Annotated in this window: 16 protein-coding genes and 1 pseudogene; 9 read left to right on the forward strand and 8 right to left on the reverse strand. The window is 36.5% G+C overall.

Annotation, left to right across the window (positions count from 1 at the left end; genetic code table 11):
- Positions 1-27 precede the first annotated feature (27 nt).
- The 4 genes from EL165_RS13325 to EL165_RS13340 all read right to left on the reverse strand — a co-directional run bounded on the left by EL165_RS13325 (position 28) and on the right by EL165_RS13340 (position 3,091).
- Complete coding sequence (locus tag EL165_RS13325; protein WP_002976362.1) at positions 28-306, reverse strand: helix-turn-helix domain-containing protein; 279 nt, start codon at positions 304-306, stop codon at positions 28-30.
- A 243-nt stretch (positions 307-549) separates the two neighbouring features.
- Positions 550-1,017, reverse strand: coding sequence for a hypothetical protein (locus EL165_RS13330; protein ID WP_002976360.1), 468 nt, complete (start codon positions 1,015-1,017; stop codon positions 550-552).
- An 82-nt stretch (positions 1,018-1,099) separates the two neighbouring features.
- Positions 1,100-1,834: a hypothetical protein gene (locus EL165_RS13335; protein WP_002976358.1), complete on the reverse strand. Its 735-nt coding sequence runs from the start codon at positions 1,832-1,834 to the stop codon at positions 1,100-1,102.
- Between the two features lie 15 nt (positions 1,835-1,849).
- Positions 1,850-3,091: a tyrosine-type recombinase/integrase gene (locus tag EL165_RS13340; RefSeq protein WP_002976356.1), complete on the reverse strand. Its 1,242-nt coding sequence runs from the start codon at positions 3,089-3,091 to the stop codon at positions 1,850-1,852.
- A 534-nt stretch (positions 3,092-3,625) separates the two neighbouring features.
- Between EL165_RS13340 and EL165_RS13345 the strand changes: the two genes are divergently transcribed.
- From EL165_RS13345 to pyk, 5 genes are read left to right on the forward strand one after another with little or no spacing between them, the layout of a single operon-like run.
- A complete protein-coding gene (locus tag EL165_RS13345) occupies positions 3,626-3,865 on the forward strand; it encodes an acyl carrier protein (protein WP_002976354.1) in 240 nt (79 codons plus the stop codon).
- A 35-nt stretch (positions 3,866-3,900) separates the two neighbouring features.
- The gene (fabF, locus tag EL165_RS13350) at positions 3,901-5,145 is read left to right on the forward strand and encodes a beta-ketoacyl-ACP synthase II (protein WP_002976350.1); all 1,245 of its coding nucleotides are present in this window, start codon (positions 3,901-3,903) and stop codon (positions 5,143-5,145) included.
- A 9-nt stretch (positions 5,146-5,154) separates the two neighbouring features.
- Positions 5,155-5,919 (forward strand): ribonuclease III, encoded by a 765-nt coding sequence (rnc, locus tag EL165_RS13355; RefSeq protein WP_002976349.1) that lies wholly within the window; start codon positions 5,155-5,157, stop codon positions 5,917-5,919.
- Positions 5,897-6,370 (forward strand): IPExxxVDY family protein, encoded by a 474-nt coding sequence (locus EL165_RS13360; RefSeq protein WP_002976347.1) that lies wholly within the window; start codon positions 5,897-5,899, stop codon positions 6,368-6,370. Before rnc ends, EL165_RS13360 begins: the two co-directional genes overlap by 23 nt.
- The gene (gene pyk, locus EL165_RS13365) at positions 6,363-7,808 is read left to right on the forward strand and encodes a pyruvate kinase (protein WP_002976346.1); all 1,446 of its coding nucleotides are present in this window, start codon (positions 6,363-6,365) and stop codon (positions 7,806-7,808) included. Before EL165_RS13360 ends, pyk begins: the two co-directional genes overlap by 8 nt.
- A gap of 121 nt (positions 7,809-7,929) precedes the next feature.
- Here pyk and EL165_RS13370 read toward each other — a convergent pair whose 3' ends face one another.
- The 3 genes and pseudogenes from EL165_RS13370 to hutI all read right to left on the reverse strand — a co-directional run bounded on the left by EL165_RS13370 (position 7,930) and on the right by hutI (position 11,592).
- Positions 7,930-9,222, reverse strand: a complete 1,293-nt coding sequence (locus tag EL165_RS13370; protein ID WP_041461581.1) for an aldehyde dehydrogenase family protein — start codon at positions 9,220-9,222, stop codon at positions 7,930-7,932.
- 137 nt (positions 9,223-9,359) lie between these two features.
- The gene (gene hutG, locus EL165_RS13375; RefSeq protein ID WP_002976342.1) at positions 9,360-10,280 is read right to left on the reverse strand and encodes a formimidoylglutamase; all 921 of its coding nucleotides are present in this window, start codon (positions 10,278-10,280) and stop codon (positions 9,360-9,362) included.
- Positions 10,281-10,369: 89 nt separating this feature from the next.
- Positions 10,370-11,592 (reverse strand): annotated as a pseudogene (gene hutI / locus EL165_RS13380) (imidazolonepropionase).
- 260 nt (positions 11,593-11,852) lie between these two features.
- Here hutI and ruvB point away from each other — a divergent pair.
- Genes ruvB through coaE form a run of 4 tightly spaced genes read left to right on the forward strand, consistent with a single transcriptional unit; the run spans position 11,853 to position 15,056 of the window.
- On the forward strand, positions 11,853-12,875 hold the full coding sequence (gene ruvB / locus EL165_RS13385; RefSeq protein WP_002976338.1) for a Holliday junction branch migration DNA helicase RuvB: 1,023 nt from the start codon (positions 11,853-11,855) through the stop codon (positions 12,873-12,875).
- Between the two features lie 50 nt (positions 12,876-12,925).
- Positions 12,926-13,537 carry an FMN-binding negative transcriptional regulator gene (locus EL165_RS13390; protein ID WP_002976336.1) on the forward strand — a complete coding sequence of 204 codons (612 nt, stop codon included), beginning with the start codon at positions 12,926-12,928 and terminating at the stop codon, positions 13,535-13,537.
- 13 nt (positions 13,538-13,550) lie between these two features.
- On the forward strand, positions 13,551-14,417 hold the full coding sequence (locus EL165_RS13395) for an MBL fold metallo-hydrolase (RefSeq protein ID WP_002976334.1): 867 nt from the start codon (positions 13,551-13,553) through the stop codon (positions 14,415-14,417).
- Between the two features lie 9 nt (positions 14,418-14,426).
- Positions 14,427-15,056: a dephospho-CoA kinase gene (gene coaE / locus EL165_RS13400; RefSeq protein WP_002976331.1), complete on the forward strand. Its 630-nt coding sequence runs from the start codon at positions 14,427-14,429 to the stop codon at positions 15,054-15,056.
- 119 nt (positions 15,057-15,175) lie between these two features.
- Here coaE and EL165_RS13405 read toward each other — a convergent pair whose 3' ends face one another.
- Positions 15,176-19,606 (reverse strand): GEVED domain-containing protein, encoded by a 4,431-nt coding sequence (locus tag EL165_RS13405; protein ID WP_002976329.1) that lies wholly within the window; start codon positions 19,604-19,606, stop codon positions 15,176-15,178.
- Positions 19,607-19,734: the final 128 nt, after the last annotated feature.

The following is a 19,734-nucleotide window of genomic DNA, read 5'->3' on the forward strand; positions in this document are numbered from 1 at the left end:
AGATTATTTGATAAATAAAATCTCTATCTATCTCCTATACTTAAGCGATTTGACCTCGTTTAAAGCATCCATCAGATCAAAATGATTGACCCTGTAGAATCTTCCTATTTGTTCTGCTTTGATGTTGCCTTTTAAAATGTGTGAGCGTACGGTCTGGTAATCCAGTTTAAGAATTTCTGAACACTCTTTGATAGAGTATAGTTTCTTTTTCAACTCGATTTCAGGTTCTTTTTTTAGGGAATAGAGTAAGTCTTTTACTTCCCCTAATTCGTCGAGAATGGTTTGGAATGGATTTGTTGTCTGCATAATCTGTTGTATTTATTTGCAGACAAAATTGTATGATCGGAATAACTAATGATGCAATTCTACTCAATTGCGTAAAGTTTGATAGCTGATATTTAGTTATATATAAATTAATGGTGTAGACATATTGTTCCTCGGTAATGTAAAGACCAAAGAGAATTTCTTAATTTTCAGAATTGACATCGTGAGGTAATGTCTCTGTAATTAAAACGAAGGGATATTGTATACTGGATTTTTATTTATTTCTCATCTGCATTTTTCACATACTCCGTCAGAAATATATTCGTCACCAGATAATCCACATCTTGAGCATTTTAAATTTATCAAATCACAATTCGATTCAATTATTTTCTGTAAAATTATGTCATTAGTATCAATGTAACATTCAAAACTTCCGTGATAATTTTTAGCAGTTAGAGGGATTGATAGATTCCACCCGTTTTCTATTAATTCATTCATCATTTTTCGAATATTATCTGCCCAGCCAGGATATGATCTAGAGAATTTCTCAACAATTTTTTCTTTGAAAAATTTCTCAGTATATATATTAAAAGACAATTTTCTTCCTTCTAAAATTTTTTCAAATCCAGAAATTGCCCAGTTGTGATGTTCCCAACGAGAGGCAGTTACGTTCATAATTAATTCTTCTGTTGGAGCATTTAAATGATCTTTAATCACACTTTGCATTGCTAAATTAAAATCAACTTGATTCATTGTTACGGATTCAATTTTTTATATCAGGTTTAAAATTTCTGCTATTTATTTAAAAATTAATTTAACTCTAACAGCTATACAGTCAATACTCTATATTAAGTAACTTCGATAATTCTTTGTAGATATTTTCTTCAAAGTCATTTGGTTTTACAGTAATTGCTCGTGAAAATGTTCCTTTGTCAAAAGTAGTATTATATTCATTTTCCATAGCCTCAATAATTGTGGTATCCTGATAATCGGGGTTGATGATATGATTGTCCTTCAAGAATCGGTGTATTCTTATGAATGAAGATTTCTGATCTACCAGCAGGTTATGATTTTCATCGATGAATTTTTTGTCTTTTAAAAAAGCGAGGAAAATTTTTGAACTGTTATCACCAATTATAATATCTGATAAAGCAATTTCTCTATTTGTTTTGTGTTTTAGGGCGAAATATAAAAAAAGTGTAGTTTCGGCACCATTTAAAAAATTGCCCTGCAATTTCATCAGATTACTTGAACTTAACAGGCTGTTTGATTCTTTTTTATATTGATTAAAACAGTATTGGATCTTTTCTTCAAAATTGTGATTTCTTGATTGATCAATATCTTTGAAATGAAAACTGAAGAAATTATCTAACTTTTCATATCTAATCAAAAATTCATTTCTCAACTTTTCATCGAGAACGATTTTAGAGGACTTTTGTTGGGCTTTTTCAATTTTACTTCGCAAACGTTCGTGAATTTTTGGCCTTCTAACCCAGAAATAAATCATCATTGGATAGCTTACAAATTCTTCCCAAAAATTCCAACGTCCGTAAAGCTTTTTCTGATCCATAATCTAAATTATTGATTATTTAAAAACTTCATTCATATAGTTGATCTTATCATCTTCACTTGGTCTGTAGTAGGCATTAAAGACTTCTAAACTGGTGTGACCAGTGTAGCTCATAATTACTTTATCCGGAACTCGTTTGTTCTTCATTATAGTGATGAAACTTCTCCTTGCTGTATGTGAGGAAATTCTTGTCCAAAACTCAGCTTTTTGGTCTACCAACTCATCACCATACTTCATAGTCTTCTTTATTTCATCAGTAAATTCCAGCTTTTTAAAAACCTCTTTAATATATTCATTCATCTTTTGATTTGTAATACTTGGAAGATTATAATCATACTTTTCAAGTATTGATTTAGAAATACTGTTTAAAGGAATTGCTAAGTTTTTAGATTTACTTTTTAAATCAATAACCCGTATGAAATTACCATCAACATCACTTCTTGAGATCGTGCTGTAATTGCCAAACCTCATTCCTGTAGTGCATCCAAAAACAAAAAGGTCACGTACCCTTTCCAATCTTTTATTATCACTGAAGTCATAATTGTAAATGAGCTCAACTTGTTCATAATTTAGAGCTATTTCATCAGTTGTGAATTTCGCAGGTTTTTTAAAAGTAATAAAATTGTTATTGTATGTATATTTTTTATTGAGAGCCCAAAGAAGAAAAGTTTTGAGTAGACCAACATTTCTATGTAATGTATTTGCAGAATGCTTTTTTTCTTCAATACAATACTTTAAAAACTTATTATAAAGTTTATCATCAAATTTACCTAAACTGATTTTAACTCTACAAGTACTTTCAAAATCTTCGAGTAAATTCTTATTGCATTTATAACGCTTCAAAGTAGAGTTTGAAATTGAATTTCCAGTATAGTCGTTTTCTTTCTCATCTAAAAACTCCTGATAAATTCTAAAGAAATCACTTTTAACAGTAATTTTTTTGAACTTTTCATCAAATCTTTGTTTAAGAATATCGACGGTAAGTTCTTCATTTATATTCTTATATCGATTAACAATCTCGGTAAAGAAACTGCTGTATCGATCTAATTGCATTTTTACACTTCGATGAATCTCTGCTCTTTTAGTTCTTCCGTTTAGATCATTTGGTTGCCTACCTTCAAAATCCCATTCGCTTGGCTTTATTTTCTCACCCGTAGAATAGATAAAATTCTTATTTTCATTGTTGAAAAAAGAACGGAAATAAATCAAAGATTCCTTTGTACCATTGGGTTGCTTAAGTTTAAAAGTGTAGTTCATCAGGTGCCAGTTTAGGTGCTACTTCTTCTATATTTAGACATAAAAACTAAGTATATTAGTTTATACAAATATAGCTAAAATACTGATAAATAGACATATTACATATTTTGAAATATGTTAAAATATAGTAGGTTCGAAAACCTCCAACTCCACAAAACCATCGATTTCTCGATGGTTTTTTTATTACATTCTAATATTTAGAATATTCTATGCATTATATACTATATATAAGTATGTTTCAAAAAGTAAAAAACCTATTTAGCTAAATAAATAGTTAATTGTAAGATGATATTCTGAAAACTGAGTCCATAAGATGGAAATTAAAAGCATATCATTCCGGGACTCTTCCAGTCTTTCTAAATAATGATTTTACATTCATCTTCTGATAATAAATATAACCTACTGAAAACTAAAACACTAAAACTCCACAACCCAAAATAAAACCTTCTGGTCCACAAAAAAGACTAAAAAAATGTTTTATCGTAAAGAATTTTATATATTTGCACCATCTAACAATTAAAAAAATAATTTACTATGTCAGACATTGCATCAAGAGTAAAAGCTATCATCGCTGATAAGCTTGACGTTGAAGAAACAGAAGTAACTCCTGAAGCTAGCTTCACTAACGATTTAGGAGCTGATTCACTAGATACAGTTGAGTTAATCATGGAATTTGAAAAAGAATTTAACATTCAGATCCCTGATGACCAAGCTGAAAAAATTACTACTGTAGGACACGCTATCGCTTACATCGAAGAAGTAGTAAATAAATAATATTCTTCAACAAAAAAAGAAATTAAACAAAGTTTATGGAATTAAAAAGAGTAGTTGTAACCGGATTTGGAGCAATAACACCAATAGGAAATAATGCAAAAGAATACTGGGAAAATCTTGTGAAAGGTGAGAGCGGTGCCGCTCCGATTACTCTTTTTGATGCCACAAACTTTAAAACAAAGTTCGCTTGCGAGGTAAAAAACTTCGATCCGCTACAGCATTTCGATAAGAAAGAGGCTAAAAAAATGGACCGAAATACTCAATTGGGACTTGTTGCTGCAAGAGAAGCAGTAGCGCATTCCGGAATTATTGAAGATAATGTAGATAAAAACAGAGTCGGTGTAATCTGGGGTTCCGGAATCGGAGGATTAGAGACTTTTGAAACTGAAGTGTTAGGATGGGCCAATACGGAAATTCCGAGATTCAACCCTTTCTTTATTCCTAAAATGATTGCGGATATTACTCCTGGACATATTTCAATTGAATATGGTTTCCACGGACCTAATTATACTACTGTATCTGCATGTGCATCTTCAGCAAATGCTATAATTGATTCCAAAATGCTGATCCAGTTAGGAAAAGCAGACGTGATTGTGTGTGGAGGCTCTGAAGCAGCCGTTACAGCAAGTGGTGTCGGTGGATTCAACGCAATGATGGCACTTTCTACAAGAAATGACGATCCAAAAACAGCATCAAGACCATTCGACAAAGACAGAGATGGATTTGTATTAGGTGAAGGAGCCGGATGTATCGTTCTTGAAGAATATGAACACGCGGTAAAACGTGGTGCTACAATTTATGCAGAATTATTGGGAGGTGGTTTAAGTGCTGATGCACATCACATGACTGCTCCACATCCTGAAGGTCTGGGCGCTTATCTGGTAATGAAAAACTGTTTGGAAGATGCAGGCTTAACTGCTGATGAAGTAGATCATATCAATATGCATGGTACTTCTACTCCATTAGGAGACATCGCAGAATCCAATGCAATTTCGAAATTATTAGGCGAGCATGCTTACGATATTCAGATTAATTCTACAAAATCAATGACTGGCCACCTTTTAGGTGCTGCAGGTGTTATTGAAGCTATCGCTGCATTGGGAACTATTATTCATGGTACTGTTCCTCCTACCATCAACCATTTTACTGATGATGAAAACATTGACAGCAGATTAAACTTTACGTTTAATACCGCTGTAAAGAAAGATGTAAAAGTAGCCATGAGCAATACTTTTGGATTTGGCGGGCACAACGCTTGCGTTCTATTTAAGAAAATCTAAATTCAATGAATGGAGTTACAGAAATACTTTTCTAAATTCCTTCTCAAAAAAAGAAAAAGACAATTAACGGAGAGAGATTATTTTCTCAGTACCGAACTTAAAAAAGTGTTGGGTACAGAGGTACAGAATATTGCTCTTTACCGTGAAGCTTTTTCTTTGAAAAATTCTTCTAAAAATCAAGACAGTAATTACGAAAGACTTGAATTTTTGGGAGATTCTGTTTTGGGTACAATTATTTCTTGTCATTTGTTCCAGACCTATCCTCAGGCTAATGAAGGATACCTGACACAAATGAAATCTAAGATTGTTAATAGGAAAAACCTCAATAAATTAGGAGAAGATCTCAAGCTTACCAACCTTTTGCAAAAGCAAAACAGTTCTTCAGCTTTGGGAGAGAATATCTCCGGGAATTTATTCGAAGCCTTAATAGGTGCCGTTTATTTAGACTTCCATTATGATGCCTGTAAAAGGATCATTCTGGAAAAATTGCTGACCCCTTCCGAGATCAATAAGCTGGAAAATAAAATTGTAAGCTATAAAGGTCTTCTGCTCGAATGGAGCCAAAAGAAAAAGGTCAATATAAAGTACGAAACCTGTGAGGAAATACAGGCCAATAAATCTGTTGTATTCAGGTGTCATGTATGGCTGGGAGAAGAGAAAATTGCTAATGCAACAGAGACTTCCAAAAAGAAAGCAGAGGAAAAGGCAGCACAGAGGGCATTTTATATTTTAAACAAAAAAGAAAATATACTTGGAAATTCAAAAACTTTATGATCTTGATGATATAGAATTTGAAGATATTGCCATAGGACTGGTAAGATTAGCAAAAGATATACCCGCTCATGAGTTTTTCTATAAAATAAATCAAACCAACAACCTCTGTTTTTCAAGAAAGAAAGATCTTGTCTTTCACGGAGGATATTATGATTATTTTTTTCCAAGATTTGAGGCTTATCACAAGTCTACAAAGACCTGTTTTACCTTCATTTCAAATAAATCTTCTGAAAGTAAGCAAAAAAAAATTCAGACAGAACTCTTTACAGAAGAAGAAAACATTAAATTTTTATTAAATAATCAGGTAGATGTAGAATATATTTTGCATAGTTCGGAACAGTTTCCTGATTTTTCCGTAATTTTGCTCCCTGAAAATCTTGTGTTTCCAATTCAAGATTATACACTGAGTTCTGAAGAGGAACTTTATCAAATTATCCAGTATTATGAATAAGTATTTAAAGAAGACAAAAATTATCGCAACACTAGGACCTGCTTCATCGTCAAAGGAGGTAATGTTAGATTTAATGAAAGCGGGTGTTGATATTTTCAGAATAAATTTTTCCCATGCAGATTACGACTTAGTCCGAAAAAATATTGAAATAATTAGAGAGCTAAACAGCGAGTATGGTTATTCAGTGGGTATTTTGGGAGACCTTCAGGGTCCTAAACTGAGAGTAGGTGTAGTAAAGGAAGGATCTTACCTTAATCCTGGTGATATTCTTACTTTCACCAATGAAAAGATGGAGGGAGATTCTACAAAGGTATATATGACTTATCAACAGTTTCCACAGGACGTAAAAGTAGGGGAAAGAATCCTTATCGATGACGGGAAGCTGGTACTGGAAGTTACTGAAACCAATGAAAAAGATACTGTAAAAGCTAAAACCATCCAGGGGGGGCCTCTAAGTTCAAAAAAAGGGGTTAACCTGCCTAATACACAGGTATCTCTTCCTGCATTGACAGAAAAGGATATTCAGGATGCCAATTTCATGCTTGATATGGAAGTTGACTGGATTGCTCTTTCTTTTGTGCGTCATGCTCAGGATATCATTGACCTGAAAGAATTAATTGCAAGCCATCCGAATGGTAAATTCAAGACTCCGATTATTGCGAAGATTGAAAAACCTGAAGGGGTTAAAAATATTGACGAAATCCTTCTTGAATGTGACGGATTAATGGTTGCCCGTGGTGACCTGGGAGTAGAAGTTCCGATGGAAGAAGTGCCTGCCATTCAGAAAAACCTGGTAGAGAAAGCAAGATTTTATTCCAAACCGGTAATTATCGCTACCCAGATGATGGAAACTATGATCAACAGCTTAACGCCAACCAGAGCGGAAGTAAATGATGTAGCCAACTCTGTATTGGATGGAGCTGATGCAGTAATGCTTTCAGGAGAAACTTCTGTAGGTAGATATCCTGTACAGGTTGTGGAAAACATGGCTAAAATTGTAAAGAATATTGAAACTACTCATTTCTATCAGCATAAAAATGAGCCTATCGAGAAAGATTATAACTGCATCGATGAGAGATTTATTACAAACAGGGTTTGTCTTGCAGCAGTAAGAATTGCCAAAACAACAAACGTTTCTGCTATTGTAACACTTACTCATTCAGGATATACGGCTTTCCAGCTGGCAGCACACAGGCCAAACTCACACATTATTGTATACAGTGGTAACAGAAGAGTGATTACAATGCTGAACCTGCTTTGGGGTGTCCACGCCTATTATTATGACATGAAGAAGTCTACAGATGAAACAATCATCCAGGTAAATATGCTGACTCATAATTATGGTTATATTGAGACAGGAGACTTTGTAATCAATATCAATGCTACTCCATCATATGAAGGTGGAAAAACAAATACACTGAGATTGACGACAGTATAAGCAATAAACAAAATTACTTTTGTAAAAACATACAAAAACTCCCGAGAATCACTTTCCGGGAGTTTTTATTTATAGTGTAAAGTATACTATTAACTTATAAAGGATGACATCCGTATATATTTTAATTACCTACAATAGTTTTAGCTGTTACAAATTCTTTCAAGGCTAACAGAGACAATTCTGTTCCATATCCTGAAGCTTTTGTTCCTCCAAACGGAAAACGCGGATCAGAGCTTGTCATTCTGTTAATGTTGACCGTTCCAGATTCAAGGTTTTCAATAAAGAATAACTGACGTTCTTTATTTTTGGTCCAAACAGAATTGGAAAGTCCAAAAGGAATATCATTCGCCATTTGTAAAGCTTCTTCGTCATTTTTTGCAGTCATTACCATACCAAGCGGTCCGAAAAGCTCTTCTTTTAAGATGGGATTCCCTTCCTGAACTCTGATTAAACCTGGTTTAAATTCATTTTCTGAAACTCTTTCCAAAGGAATAATAATCTCTGCACCATTTTCCAATGCTCTGTTGAACTGGGCTTCCAGCTGATCTGCCAGGTCGGGTCTTGCCATTCCTGCTAATTTTGTTTCTTTATCTAAAGGATCTCCAATCTCATATTTTTTATATTCTTCAATGAAAACAGGTAAAAACTGATCTTCAATCTTTTCATCAATAATAAATCTTTTAGCTGCAGTACAGGTTTGCCCGCAATTTTGAAGCCTTGATTTTGCTCCTGCCTTTGCAGCCTCTTCCAGATCAGCATCTTCAAAAATGATAAAAGAATCACTTCCTCCCAGTTCAAGTAAAGATTTCTTGATATTTAATCCTGCTATTGAAGCTACTTCACCGCCTGCTTTTCCACTACCTGTCAAACTCACTCCTTTTACAGTGTCATGCTCAAGGATTTCTTTTACATCCTTGTGTCCCACTTCAAGATTCTGGAAAATCCCTTCCGGGAAACCAGCTTCCAAAAGAACATCTTCGATAGCATTTCCACTTCCGAAACAAATTGATGCATGCTTTAAAACCACTGTATTTCCAGCCAGAATCGCGGGAATAGCGAATCTCAATACCTGCCAGAAAGGAAAATTCCAGGGCATTACTCCTAAAATCACCCCTTTCGGAGCATAATGAACTTCAGAGTAAGCAAATTCAGATTCTACTTTTTCAGGTTTTAATATATTTTCTGCAGCTGCATAATAATTCATCATTAATGCGCACTTTTCCACTTCAGCAATGGATTCAGAAATGGGCTTATTCATTTCTGTTGTAATGATCCTTCCAAATTTCTCCGAATTATTCTTTAAAATCTCTGCTGCTTTTGCAATTAACTTCTGCCTTTCCTCAAACGGCACTTTTCTCCACACTGAAAACGCTTTATCTGCTTTAATAAGCTTGCTTTCAATTAATTGTTCCATAATATAAATTTCTGTTTTAAATTCAGCTAATGAATTTATAAGTGCTTTTATTTTAAAGCACGGTGAAATCAGCAAATTCCATTCCTTAGGGGTCAATAAAATAATGATTTTCTCTATCGGAAGAATATAGCTTTACCTTACATCATTAGCCATTCATTCACAAGACACGCTGCCAGTCTTGCGGTTCTGTCCTGAATATCGAAAGAAGGATTCACTTCTGCGACATCCAGTGCAACCAGTTTTTTGTTTTTTAAGATATGCCTGTAAAAATGCATAAAGGTTGTATCTGCAAAGATACCATTGTACGCTGCGGCGGAAACTCCGGGAGCAATTGATGCATTAAAAACATCCATACAAATAGTAAGATAGGCAAAATCCACATTGTCCAGCAAATCATTAATGCGCTGGTAAATGGAAGGAAGATTTTCAAAAAATAATTCATCTGCCAGGATGTACTTCATCCCGTATTGATGAGCTGTATCAAAAAGTTTCAATGTATTTGAGTTTCTCTGAATTCCAATATGCAGAGAATTGATCGGTCCCTCCTGCGCAATCTGCCAGAATCCTGTTCCTGAACTTGGCCCGACTCCTTTTTCAGGCTGTCTGTTGTCAAAATGAGCATCAATATTGATAATCCCTATTTTTTGTTCAGGGAAAGCTGTTTTAACCCCCAAATAATGCGCATAAGTCACTTCATGACCTCCACCCAGAACAAGTGATTTTCCGCCTTTTAAAAGTACTTTTGAAACATTTTTGGCAAGATCATTCTGTGTACTTTCCAGATTGCCGTTTTCACAGGTAACATTTCCAAAATCCAGCATTGAAAAATCCGGAAGGATTACAGGAAAATTAGACATGTTTTTTCTGATAACATCGGGAGCATCTTTAGCGCCCTGACGGCCTTTATTTCTTCTGACACCTTCATCTACGGCAAAACCATGCAATGCAAAATCACCTGTAGAAATATTGTCATAATTACGCTCTTCTTTTACTCGTTGAAATATCCTGTGATAGAGAAGCTCTTCTCCGTCCAATCTGCCTTGCCAAATATTATTCATTATTCAGTCATTTGCCTATTGTCTGTTCTTCATTCAGCAGACATTGGAAACCGGCTGCCTGAAGAACAAATATGGTTAATTTATAATTTTTATATCAGATTTCCATCAATATATACTTTATCAGCTTTTAAACTCCCCTGATTATACAATACATTTTGGAAATTATTAGTTCTAAAAGTGACAAAATCTGCTTTCTTGCCTGCATGCAGCTGTCCTCTGTCTTCAAGGTTCAATGCATAAGCAGCGCGGAATGTCATGCCTGCCAATACTTCAGCTGTTGTAAGCTTCTGAAAAGTGGCCAGAATAGAGGCCTGGGTTATTAAATTGCCCATAGGTGCAGATCCGGGATTCCAGTCACTTGCAATGGCTACAATAGCACCTGCGTCCAATAATTTTCTTGCAGGAGTAAACTTTTCTCCTAATCCCAGGCTCGCTCCGGGAAGAGCTGTTGCTACAGTGTCAGACTTTGCAAGGAATTGAATATCTTCATCAATGGTTGCTTCCAGATGGTCTGCAGACTTTGCTCCTACTTCTACTGCAATTCTTGAGCTTCCGGGAGTAAACTGATCCGCATGAACCGTAATTTCAAAGCCTAATTCTTTTGCTTTACGTAAGAATTCTTTACTTTCTTCAGGTTGAAATGCAGATTTTTCAATAAAAATATCTACCCTGTTTGCCAAGCCCTCTTCTTTAACTCTTGGTAAAATTTCAGTAAGAATATAGTCAAGATATTCAGGATTACTTCCTTCAAAATCTCTTGGTTTCAAGTGTGCTGAAAGACATGTAGGAACTAAAGTTGCCTTTGTTTCGCTCTGGGCTTTTTTATGATCCTAAGCATTTTCAGTTCATTTTCCACATCCAGACCATACCCACTCTTTATTTCAATTGTGGTAATCCCCAAGCCAACCAAAAAATTGATTCTTTCTACTAAGGCTTTCAGCAACTCTCCTTCTGACGCATTTCTTGTGTGTTGTACAGAACTCCAGATTCCACCGCCGCTTTCTGCAATTTCCAGATAGGTTTTACCTGCATTACGCATGGCAAAATCATTGGCACGGTTTCCTCCGAAACAAATATGGGTATGAGAATCTACAAAAGCAGGAAGAACAATCTGTTCTCCTTCAATATGCTCAATTTCTATGGCAGGATTTTCTGTTTTTAATGTTTCAAAATTTCCAACCTTATGAATGGTATTCTGATCTACTATTATTCCTCCGTCTACAATAATTTCCAGCTGTTCATCGGAAATTTTTCCTCTTAAAGGAAGGTCAGCAAGCGTTACCACCTGCCTGAATGGTCCTATTAATTTCATTCGCTTAAAGTTAATGTAATGCTTAGATTGAGACCGACTCATTTTACAATCAGTATCTTTCTGCTAAACATTCAAAATTTTATTAATTTTTATTAATAATTTCTCCTCTCAAAAATACTTAAAATATCCCAATTATTTAAATCTTAGGTCTTCTCATTTTTAACCTTGGAAAGAACCTTGACTTCAATCTAAACGTTTTCTCAATCTGCCCTTTAATCTTAGTCTAAATTTGCTATCTTTGAGGTAAATGAAATGAATTAATGCCAGATTTTTTACATCCAGATAAGGAAAACTACTCACGAGAGGAGCTGATGCAGGAAGAGCAGATCCGTCCCCAGAGCTTTAAAGATTTTGCGGGACAGAGAAAAACGCTGGAAAATCTTGAGGTCTTTGTTACTGCCGCGAAGAGACGTGGCGGAGCTCTGGATCATGTTTTATTGCATGGCCCGCCGGGGCTTGGAAAAACTACTTTAGCCAATATTATCGCCAATGAATTGGGAGTAAACTGCAAGATTACTTCTGGTCCTGTATTGGATAAACCTGGAAGTTTAGCCGGTTTATTGACCAATCTGGAAGAAAATGATGTGCTTTTTATTGACGAGATTCACCGCCTTTCTCCTGTTGTAGAGGAATATCTGTATTCTGCAATGGAAGACTACAAGATTGATATTATGCTGGAAACAGGTCCCAATGCCAGAAGCGTACAGATTGGATTAAATCCTTTTACTTTGGTAGGAGCTACTACAAGAAGTGGTATGCTTACCAAACCAATGCTTGCCCGATTTGGGATTCAAAGCAGGCTGGAATATTATTCTATTGAACTTCTGTCTATGATTATTCAGAGAAGTGCAAGAGTTCTGGGAGTCATCATTTATGAAGATGCAGCCATTGAGATTGCAAGAAGAAGCCGCGGAACTCCGAGGATTGCGAATGCATTGCTGAGAAGGGTACGTGATTTCGCTGAAATAAAAGGAAATGGTGAAATTGAGATTAAGATCACTAAATATGCGCTGGACTCTCTGAATGTGGATGAATTTGGTCTGGATGAGATGGACAATAAGATCATGCGTGTTATGATTGAAAATTTTAAAGGAAAGCCTGTTGGTATTTCTGCCCTGGCAACATCCATTGGTGAAAATCCGGAAACACTGGAAGAGGTTTACGAACCTTTTCTGATTCAGGAAGGATTTATTATCCGGACTCCGAGAGGAAGAGAAGTTACGGACAAAGCCTACAGACATCTGAATATTACAAGACCTAAAAACCCGGGAGAGCTATTTTAAATTCAAGGTTCAAGGTTTAAAGTTTAAAATTAATGAGAATTGATTAATTTATGTTTATACCTAAATTATACAAAAGTGAAGATTATAATTTGATGAGAGAGATCATCAGAGAAAATTCTTTTGCTTTACTGATTTCTTCAGTTGATAAGATACGGGCAACTCATTCAATGATGATGCTCAACGAAGACGATCCTGAAAATATTTATATTGAAACTCATATTTCAAGGGCTAATCCCCAGGCAAAAACCTTAAAAAACGGTGATGAAGTTCTTTGTGACTTTTTGGGAGCCCACACTTATATATCCAGCAGCTGGTATGATCATATTAATGTTTCCACCTGGAATTATGAAGCTGTACAGATTCACGGAAAAGTTGAAATAATGGATCATGATGAACTGTATACCCATTTGGATAAATTAACATCTAAATATGAAAGTTTCCAGCAATGTCCGATGATGGTGAAAGATATGGGAAGGGAGTTTGTGGAAAAAGAAATGAAGGGAGCTTTTGGGATTAAAATTATTCCAACTGAGATATTTATTAAACAAAAACTTTCTCAGAACAGAAAAGAAAATGATTTTAACAATATCATCACCCAGCTTGAGCAATCTGATGATAACGCAAGAAAAATTGCGGAGAAAATGAAATTAATAAAAAAATAATCAAAATATACATATGAAGTTATATCCAATACAATGTGGAAAATTTAAACTGGACGGCGGTGCCATGTTCGGAGTCGTCCCGAAGAGTCTGTGGGAAAAAACCAACCCGGCAGACGAAAAAAACCTGATCGAATTGGGAACCCGTTCCCTGCTCATTGAAGACGGAAAAAAACTGATCCTTGTAGACTGCGGTCTTGGCAATAAACAGGATGATAAATTTTTCGGTCACTACTCTCTTTGGGGCGATGATACCCTTGATAAAAATCTTAAAAAATACGGCTTTGTAAAGGAAGATATTACGGATGTGTTCCTTACACACCTCCACTTCGACCACTGTGGGGGCGCTATAGAATGGAACGATGACAGAACCGGATACAGACCGGCTTTTAAAAATGCCAACTTCTGGACGAATGAAAACCACTGGCAGTGGGCAACAGAACCTAATCCAAGAGAAAAAGCAAGCTTCCTGAAGGAAAATATTATGCCGATGCAGGAAAGTGGACAGCTTAACTTTTTGCCTCTTCCTACCACCGGAAACTACGGTTTTGCACCGGATCTTAAAATGGATGTGATTTTTGTAGACGGCCACACAGAAAAGCAAATGCTCCCGGTAATTCAATACCAGGAAAAAACTATTGTTTTTGCAGCCGATCTTATTCCTACAGCAGGACATATCAACCAGGTATATGTGATGGGATATGACACCAGACCTCTTTTAACACTGGAAGAAAAAGGAAAATTCCTTAAGCAGTGTGTAGATAATGAATACTTATTGTTCTTTGAACATGATGCCCACAATGAACTTGCAAGTTTGAAAATGACCGATAAAGGGGTAAGACTTGATGAGACATTCAGCTTTAATGATGTTTTTGGATATTAATTTTTAATTATGGAAGAATTACATTCAGAAACACAGCAGACAGAGCCGGAACCAGCACCCAAGATCATAGGTTTAACCGGCGGAATAGGCTCCGGAAAAACTACTGTGGCTCATTTTATAGAGGAATTCGGTTTTCCGGTCTATTACTCTGATGACAGGGCCAAAGCTATTGTCAATGAAAGCGAAGAACTGAAAATAAAAATCAAGGAACTTCTTGGTGAAGATGCTTACGATGAAAACGGATTGTATGACAGAAAATTTGTTGCAGATAAAGTTTTTAACAATAGAGATTTGCTTCAAGAATTAAATGAAATCATTCATCCTGCAGTAAAAATTGATTTTGAAAACTGGGTAAACAAACAAAGCAAATATTTAGTTTTCAAAGAAACAGCTCTTCTTTTTGAACTCAAACTGAACAGACAATGTTATAAATCTCTTTTGGTAACCGCTGAGGATAATATCAGAATCAAAAGAGTGATGGACAGAGATAACAAAACCTACCGTGAGGTAGAAGCAGTCATGGAAAAACAAATGCCTGAAAGGGATAAAATTAAAATGGCAGATTGCATTATTTACAATAATACCAATCTGGAAGAATTAAAGGAACAGACCGAAAAGGTAATCTTCGGCATTGAATAAATAAAAACTCGTTAGAAGCTTTCTAACGAGTTTTTTTTGCGAAAAGCATTTACGTGTTGAGAATCCAATACAAAAAAAGCCTCCATTTCTGGAGGCTTATTCTATTTGAAATTTATGTCTTATTCTTTGATAAATTTCTTTTGTGTAGTGTTACCGTTATCATCGATATCGATTACATAAACACCGTTAATCAATCTGCTTACGTTGATCTGGTTATTTAATAAGATACCGTCTGCGATTACCTGCCCTGCAGCATTGTAGATCTTATATTTAGCTCTCTTGCTAACATTTTTCACAAACAATACTGAACTTACCGGGTTAGGATAAATCATAACACTTGTCTGATCAATCGGATTGGAAACAGCAGGTTTAGAAATTCTTACCGTGTAATCTTCTACCTCTCCGTTCTTGAAGTCTGTACAGTTTACCGGAATACCATCTCTGGACATTGCTACTCTCATCACAACGTACTTATAGTCTGTCATACTTACAAATGCATCTGCTGGTACATTGAATTTACCTGAAACCGGGCTGTTTGAATTAGGTGAAGAAGTGAATACTCTTTCGTTGATGTCAAACTCTCCGTTTCTGTTGAAGTCAATCCATACAGCGATTCCTTCATTGTAAGTAGTTCCGGTCCATTTTTTCTCGATAATGATCTCGTTATCCGTTGATCCCTGAATCATCTCGATGAATGTTTTAGGCACTCCTGTATAATCTGTATATGTAGAAGCTCCGGACTCATTCTCCATTGTTTTCTTACCTGTAGGCTTAACAGTTACTTTAGAGATATGCTCTCCTGTAGAGTTCTCAGCCTTCATCTTACAGTAGATTACTGTAGGTGTTGTAAAGTAGTAAGGAGGAGTATAGTTTCCTGGCGTACCGTTACAGATATTTACTACCTGCATTTCATATTTTGTTAATTCTGTAAGGCCTGTCAGTACAAGGTTATTAACTAATGATGGTACTTCTGTCCAGCTTGGAATACCTACTTTTCTATATCTAAGAACATACGTTGCTCCAGGGAAAGGATCCCACTGAATTGCCGCTGATGTAGGAAGCAATTGAGTAATTGTTAATCCTGGTGGCGGGATCTCGCAGATTCTTTCTGTTGTAAATACTTTAGGATTTGAATATGGATTCAGTGTCGTTTCACCATTACACTGGTTAGCGATCTGAACTTCATATGTTGTATACGACTCTAATGGAGTTGTACTTCCTAAAACATAAGTATTCGCTGGTGGCGCAGGTAAGCTTACAGTTGTCCATGTAGTGGTACCCACTTTTCTCCATCTCATAGTGTACGTAGAACTTGCCGCTAATGGAGCCCATGTAATCAATGCGGTTGTTGGAGTTATATTACTTACGGTTACATTAGGAGGTGTAGGATCACATCTTGTTGTAAATGTCTTGATTGGAGTAGCCGTTCCTACAACATCCCCGCAAATTGCAGCTACTTCAACCTCGTAAGTAGTAGCAGGTGTAAGGTTATTGATAACTAGCGGAAGGTTACCTAATTGTGTAGAAGCATATACTTCAGTCCACGCTGTTGTTCCCTGAACTCTGTATCTTACCACGTAGCTCACTCCTGTTCCTGTGATAGTAACAGTAGCTGTTGTGTGAGTAGTTGTAAATGTCGGAGCGTTCGGAGTTGCATTGCTACAAGGTCTGATTCTTACTCTGTAATCTTCAACTTCTCCATCCACAGCATTCTGACACATTACAGGAGCATTTGAACGTTTCAGTACTACCCTCATTGTTGTCGTCAATGCACCAGTATAAGCTGTTGAAGGGACTGCAAATGTAGCCGTAACAGGAGTAGTTGTATTAGCCGGAGAAATTAAAATTCTCTCTGCATCTGTAAACTGTCCGTTTCTGTCAAAGTCGATCCAGGCTGTTACAGCATCGTTTCCTGTTGAACCCGTCCAGCCTTTTGCTACTGAGATTTTATTATTTTGAGAATTTACATCTAAAGTAATCAGTGTCTCAGGAGTAGTGTAGCTGGTATAGTTACCTTGTACCGAAGTATTATTCATTGGTGGAACACCAAGGTTCGAAGAGGTAACTGTTACATTTGAAATGTGGTCATTTGTTCCTGTACCTGTCATCTGACAGTAAGACAACGGTGGTGTTGTAAATGTTACTGAGCCGGAGTAAGATCCTGTAGAACCATTACAAGTTGTTGAAACCTGAACTTCATAATTCGTTTGTTCTGTAAGTCCAGTAATTCCATAGAAGTTCTGGCCGGCAGGAACTGTAGCAGTTTGCCAAACACCTCCAGGAGTAGTTCTCCATCTGATATTATAAGTAGCTCCTACAGTAGCAACCCATGATACAGTTGCTGTAGTTGCACCAATATTATTTACCGTGATATTTGTAGGAGGAGCCGTTGAACAGTTCTGAGAATCGACAAATTTTACTGCATAGTCTTCCACCTCTCCCTGAGAGAATGTTCCACAAGGGTTAGCATTATCAAAATATCTCATTACAACACGCATACGGGTAGGAAGATTTCCTGTATATACATTACCACTCGCAACAGTAGGTACTGAGAAAGTAGCCGTTACCGGAGTAGTTGTGTTATAAGTGGTGTTAAGAATTCTCTCACTTGTTTCAAACGTTCCGTTTCTGTTAAAGTCTACCCATGCTGAAACTCCATATGATGTAGGAGAACCAGGCCAGTATTTGTTTACAGAAATTTTATTATTGGCCGAACCTCTTTCAAAGATAACTACTCTCGTTGCATCTGTTGTATAATCTTTATAATTATCAGATACAGAATTACTTATCATTATAGGAGTGTTCGTCGGAGTAACCGTTACATTATTAATATAACCGCTTGTTGCAGTATTACTTGTAGGACCAGCTGTACAATAGGTAAGAGCAGGTGTTGTAAAAGTAACACTTGGAGAGAAAGCACCTGTTGTTCCTCCACAAATAGTAGCTACCTGTACTTCATATGTTGTTTGTTCCAACAATCCTGAAAGTAATTGGTTACTGATCAATGGTGTGTTGACTGCAATTTGCTGCCATGCTCCAGAAGGAGAAACTCTGTATCTTACAATATAGGTAGCTCCTGTAGTAGAAACCCAGGTAACATTAGCTGAAGAAGGAGTTACGTTATTCACCATGATGCCGGAAGGTGGTGCTGTACTACAAGCAGACAGATCTATCAGTTTTACTGCATAGTCTTCAGTTTCACCATAAGAGTATGTTCCACAAGCATTAATAGGGCTGTATTCATTTAATACAACACGCATTCTTGTCGTCAGGTTTCCTGTATAAGCACCAGCGGCAGCAGTTGGAACTGTAAATGTAGCTGTTACCGGAGTTGTGGTATTACTTGGTGAAGTAAGTACTCTTTCAGATGCTTCAAAAATACCATTACGGTTAAAGTCAATCCAAACTCCTGTTAAGAAGCCATACTGATAACCTGGCCACGTTTTTGAAACAGAAACCGTAGCACTACCTCCTCTTACCAAAGTAACCACTCTTGAAGGATCTGTACTGTAATCTGTATAACCGCTCTGATCAGAGTTACTATACATAGATGGGGCACCTTGTGCGTTAACTGCAACCTGGTTGATATATCCATCAATATAAGTACTCGTAGCACCGGAGTTACAATAACTAAGTGCCGGAGTTGTAAAGTTTACACTGGAAGAAAATGCTCCCTGAGTACCTCCACAGACAGTAGCCACCTGTACTTCGTACTGGGTTTGCTCTGTAAGTCCGGAAATTGTTGCACTTCCTGAAAGAGGAGTTGTAACGTTAACCTGCTGCCATGTACCTGAAGGTAAACTTCTGTATCTTACTACATAAGTAGAACCTGTAGCCGTATACCAGTTAACAACTGCTGACACCGTAGTTATATTACTTACAGTAATATTCGTTGGCGGAGCAGTAGTACATGGAGTCAGCTGATGGCTTACCAACTGTATTCTGGGAATATCAGAATATCTGCTTGATGCAGAAGGCGGTGAAGCCGGATTTGGGTTTGTTGTATCTTCATAATAAAGAATACCTCTGTTAGCCCCAGCATTATAAGTTCCCCAGGCTGTACCCGGAGAAGATGAATAGCCTGGCGTTTTTTCATTTACAGCAATCGCAAGATTGTCTGTTCCATTCCAGATAAACGGAGTATTCAACTGAAGAGTAACCCAGTTTCCATTTGATATGGCAGGTAAATCTCCTGCATACACCTGAGTTAAGGAACCTAATGGAATCCAGTTTGTGTTGGACGTAAAGTTATTCTGGGTGGTGTTTCCCATGTAAACAACCCAATCCTTGTAGGAATCCGGAGAGTTTGATACGGTGTCTACATAAAACTTTACGGCTGTGATATAGGTCGACGTACCAATGGCAGCCGAAACTTCCGCAGCAGTATAAATCTGCTGGGAATAACTATACCCGTAATAGGAACGTATGGGGAGATACACTGAGGTACCCGTTCCTGTCCCGATCTGGCCTGCCTGAGCCGAGACTTTAGATACAAAGCCTGTGCAAATCAAACAGAGAAACAGAATTAAAGAGGTAAAGAGTTTCTTCATAATGTTTTCATTATATATTAATCAGACAAATCTAATCATTTTTTATTATTAATTTATAAGTGCATTTAGGTTTTTTTTGAAAAAAAATAGCAAATTATCTCTTTATGCTTTAAATAAAGAAATCCCCG

This window comes from Chryseobacterium gleum (assembly GCF_900636535.1).
Classification (GTDB): domain Bacteria; phylum Bacteroidota; class Bacteroidia; order Flavobacteriales; family Weeksellaceae; genus Chryseobacterium; species Chryseobacterium gleum.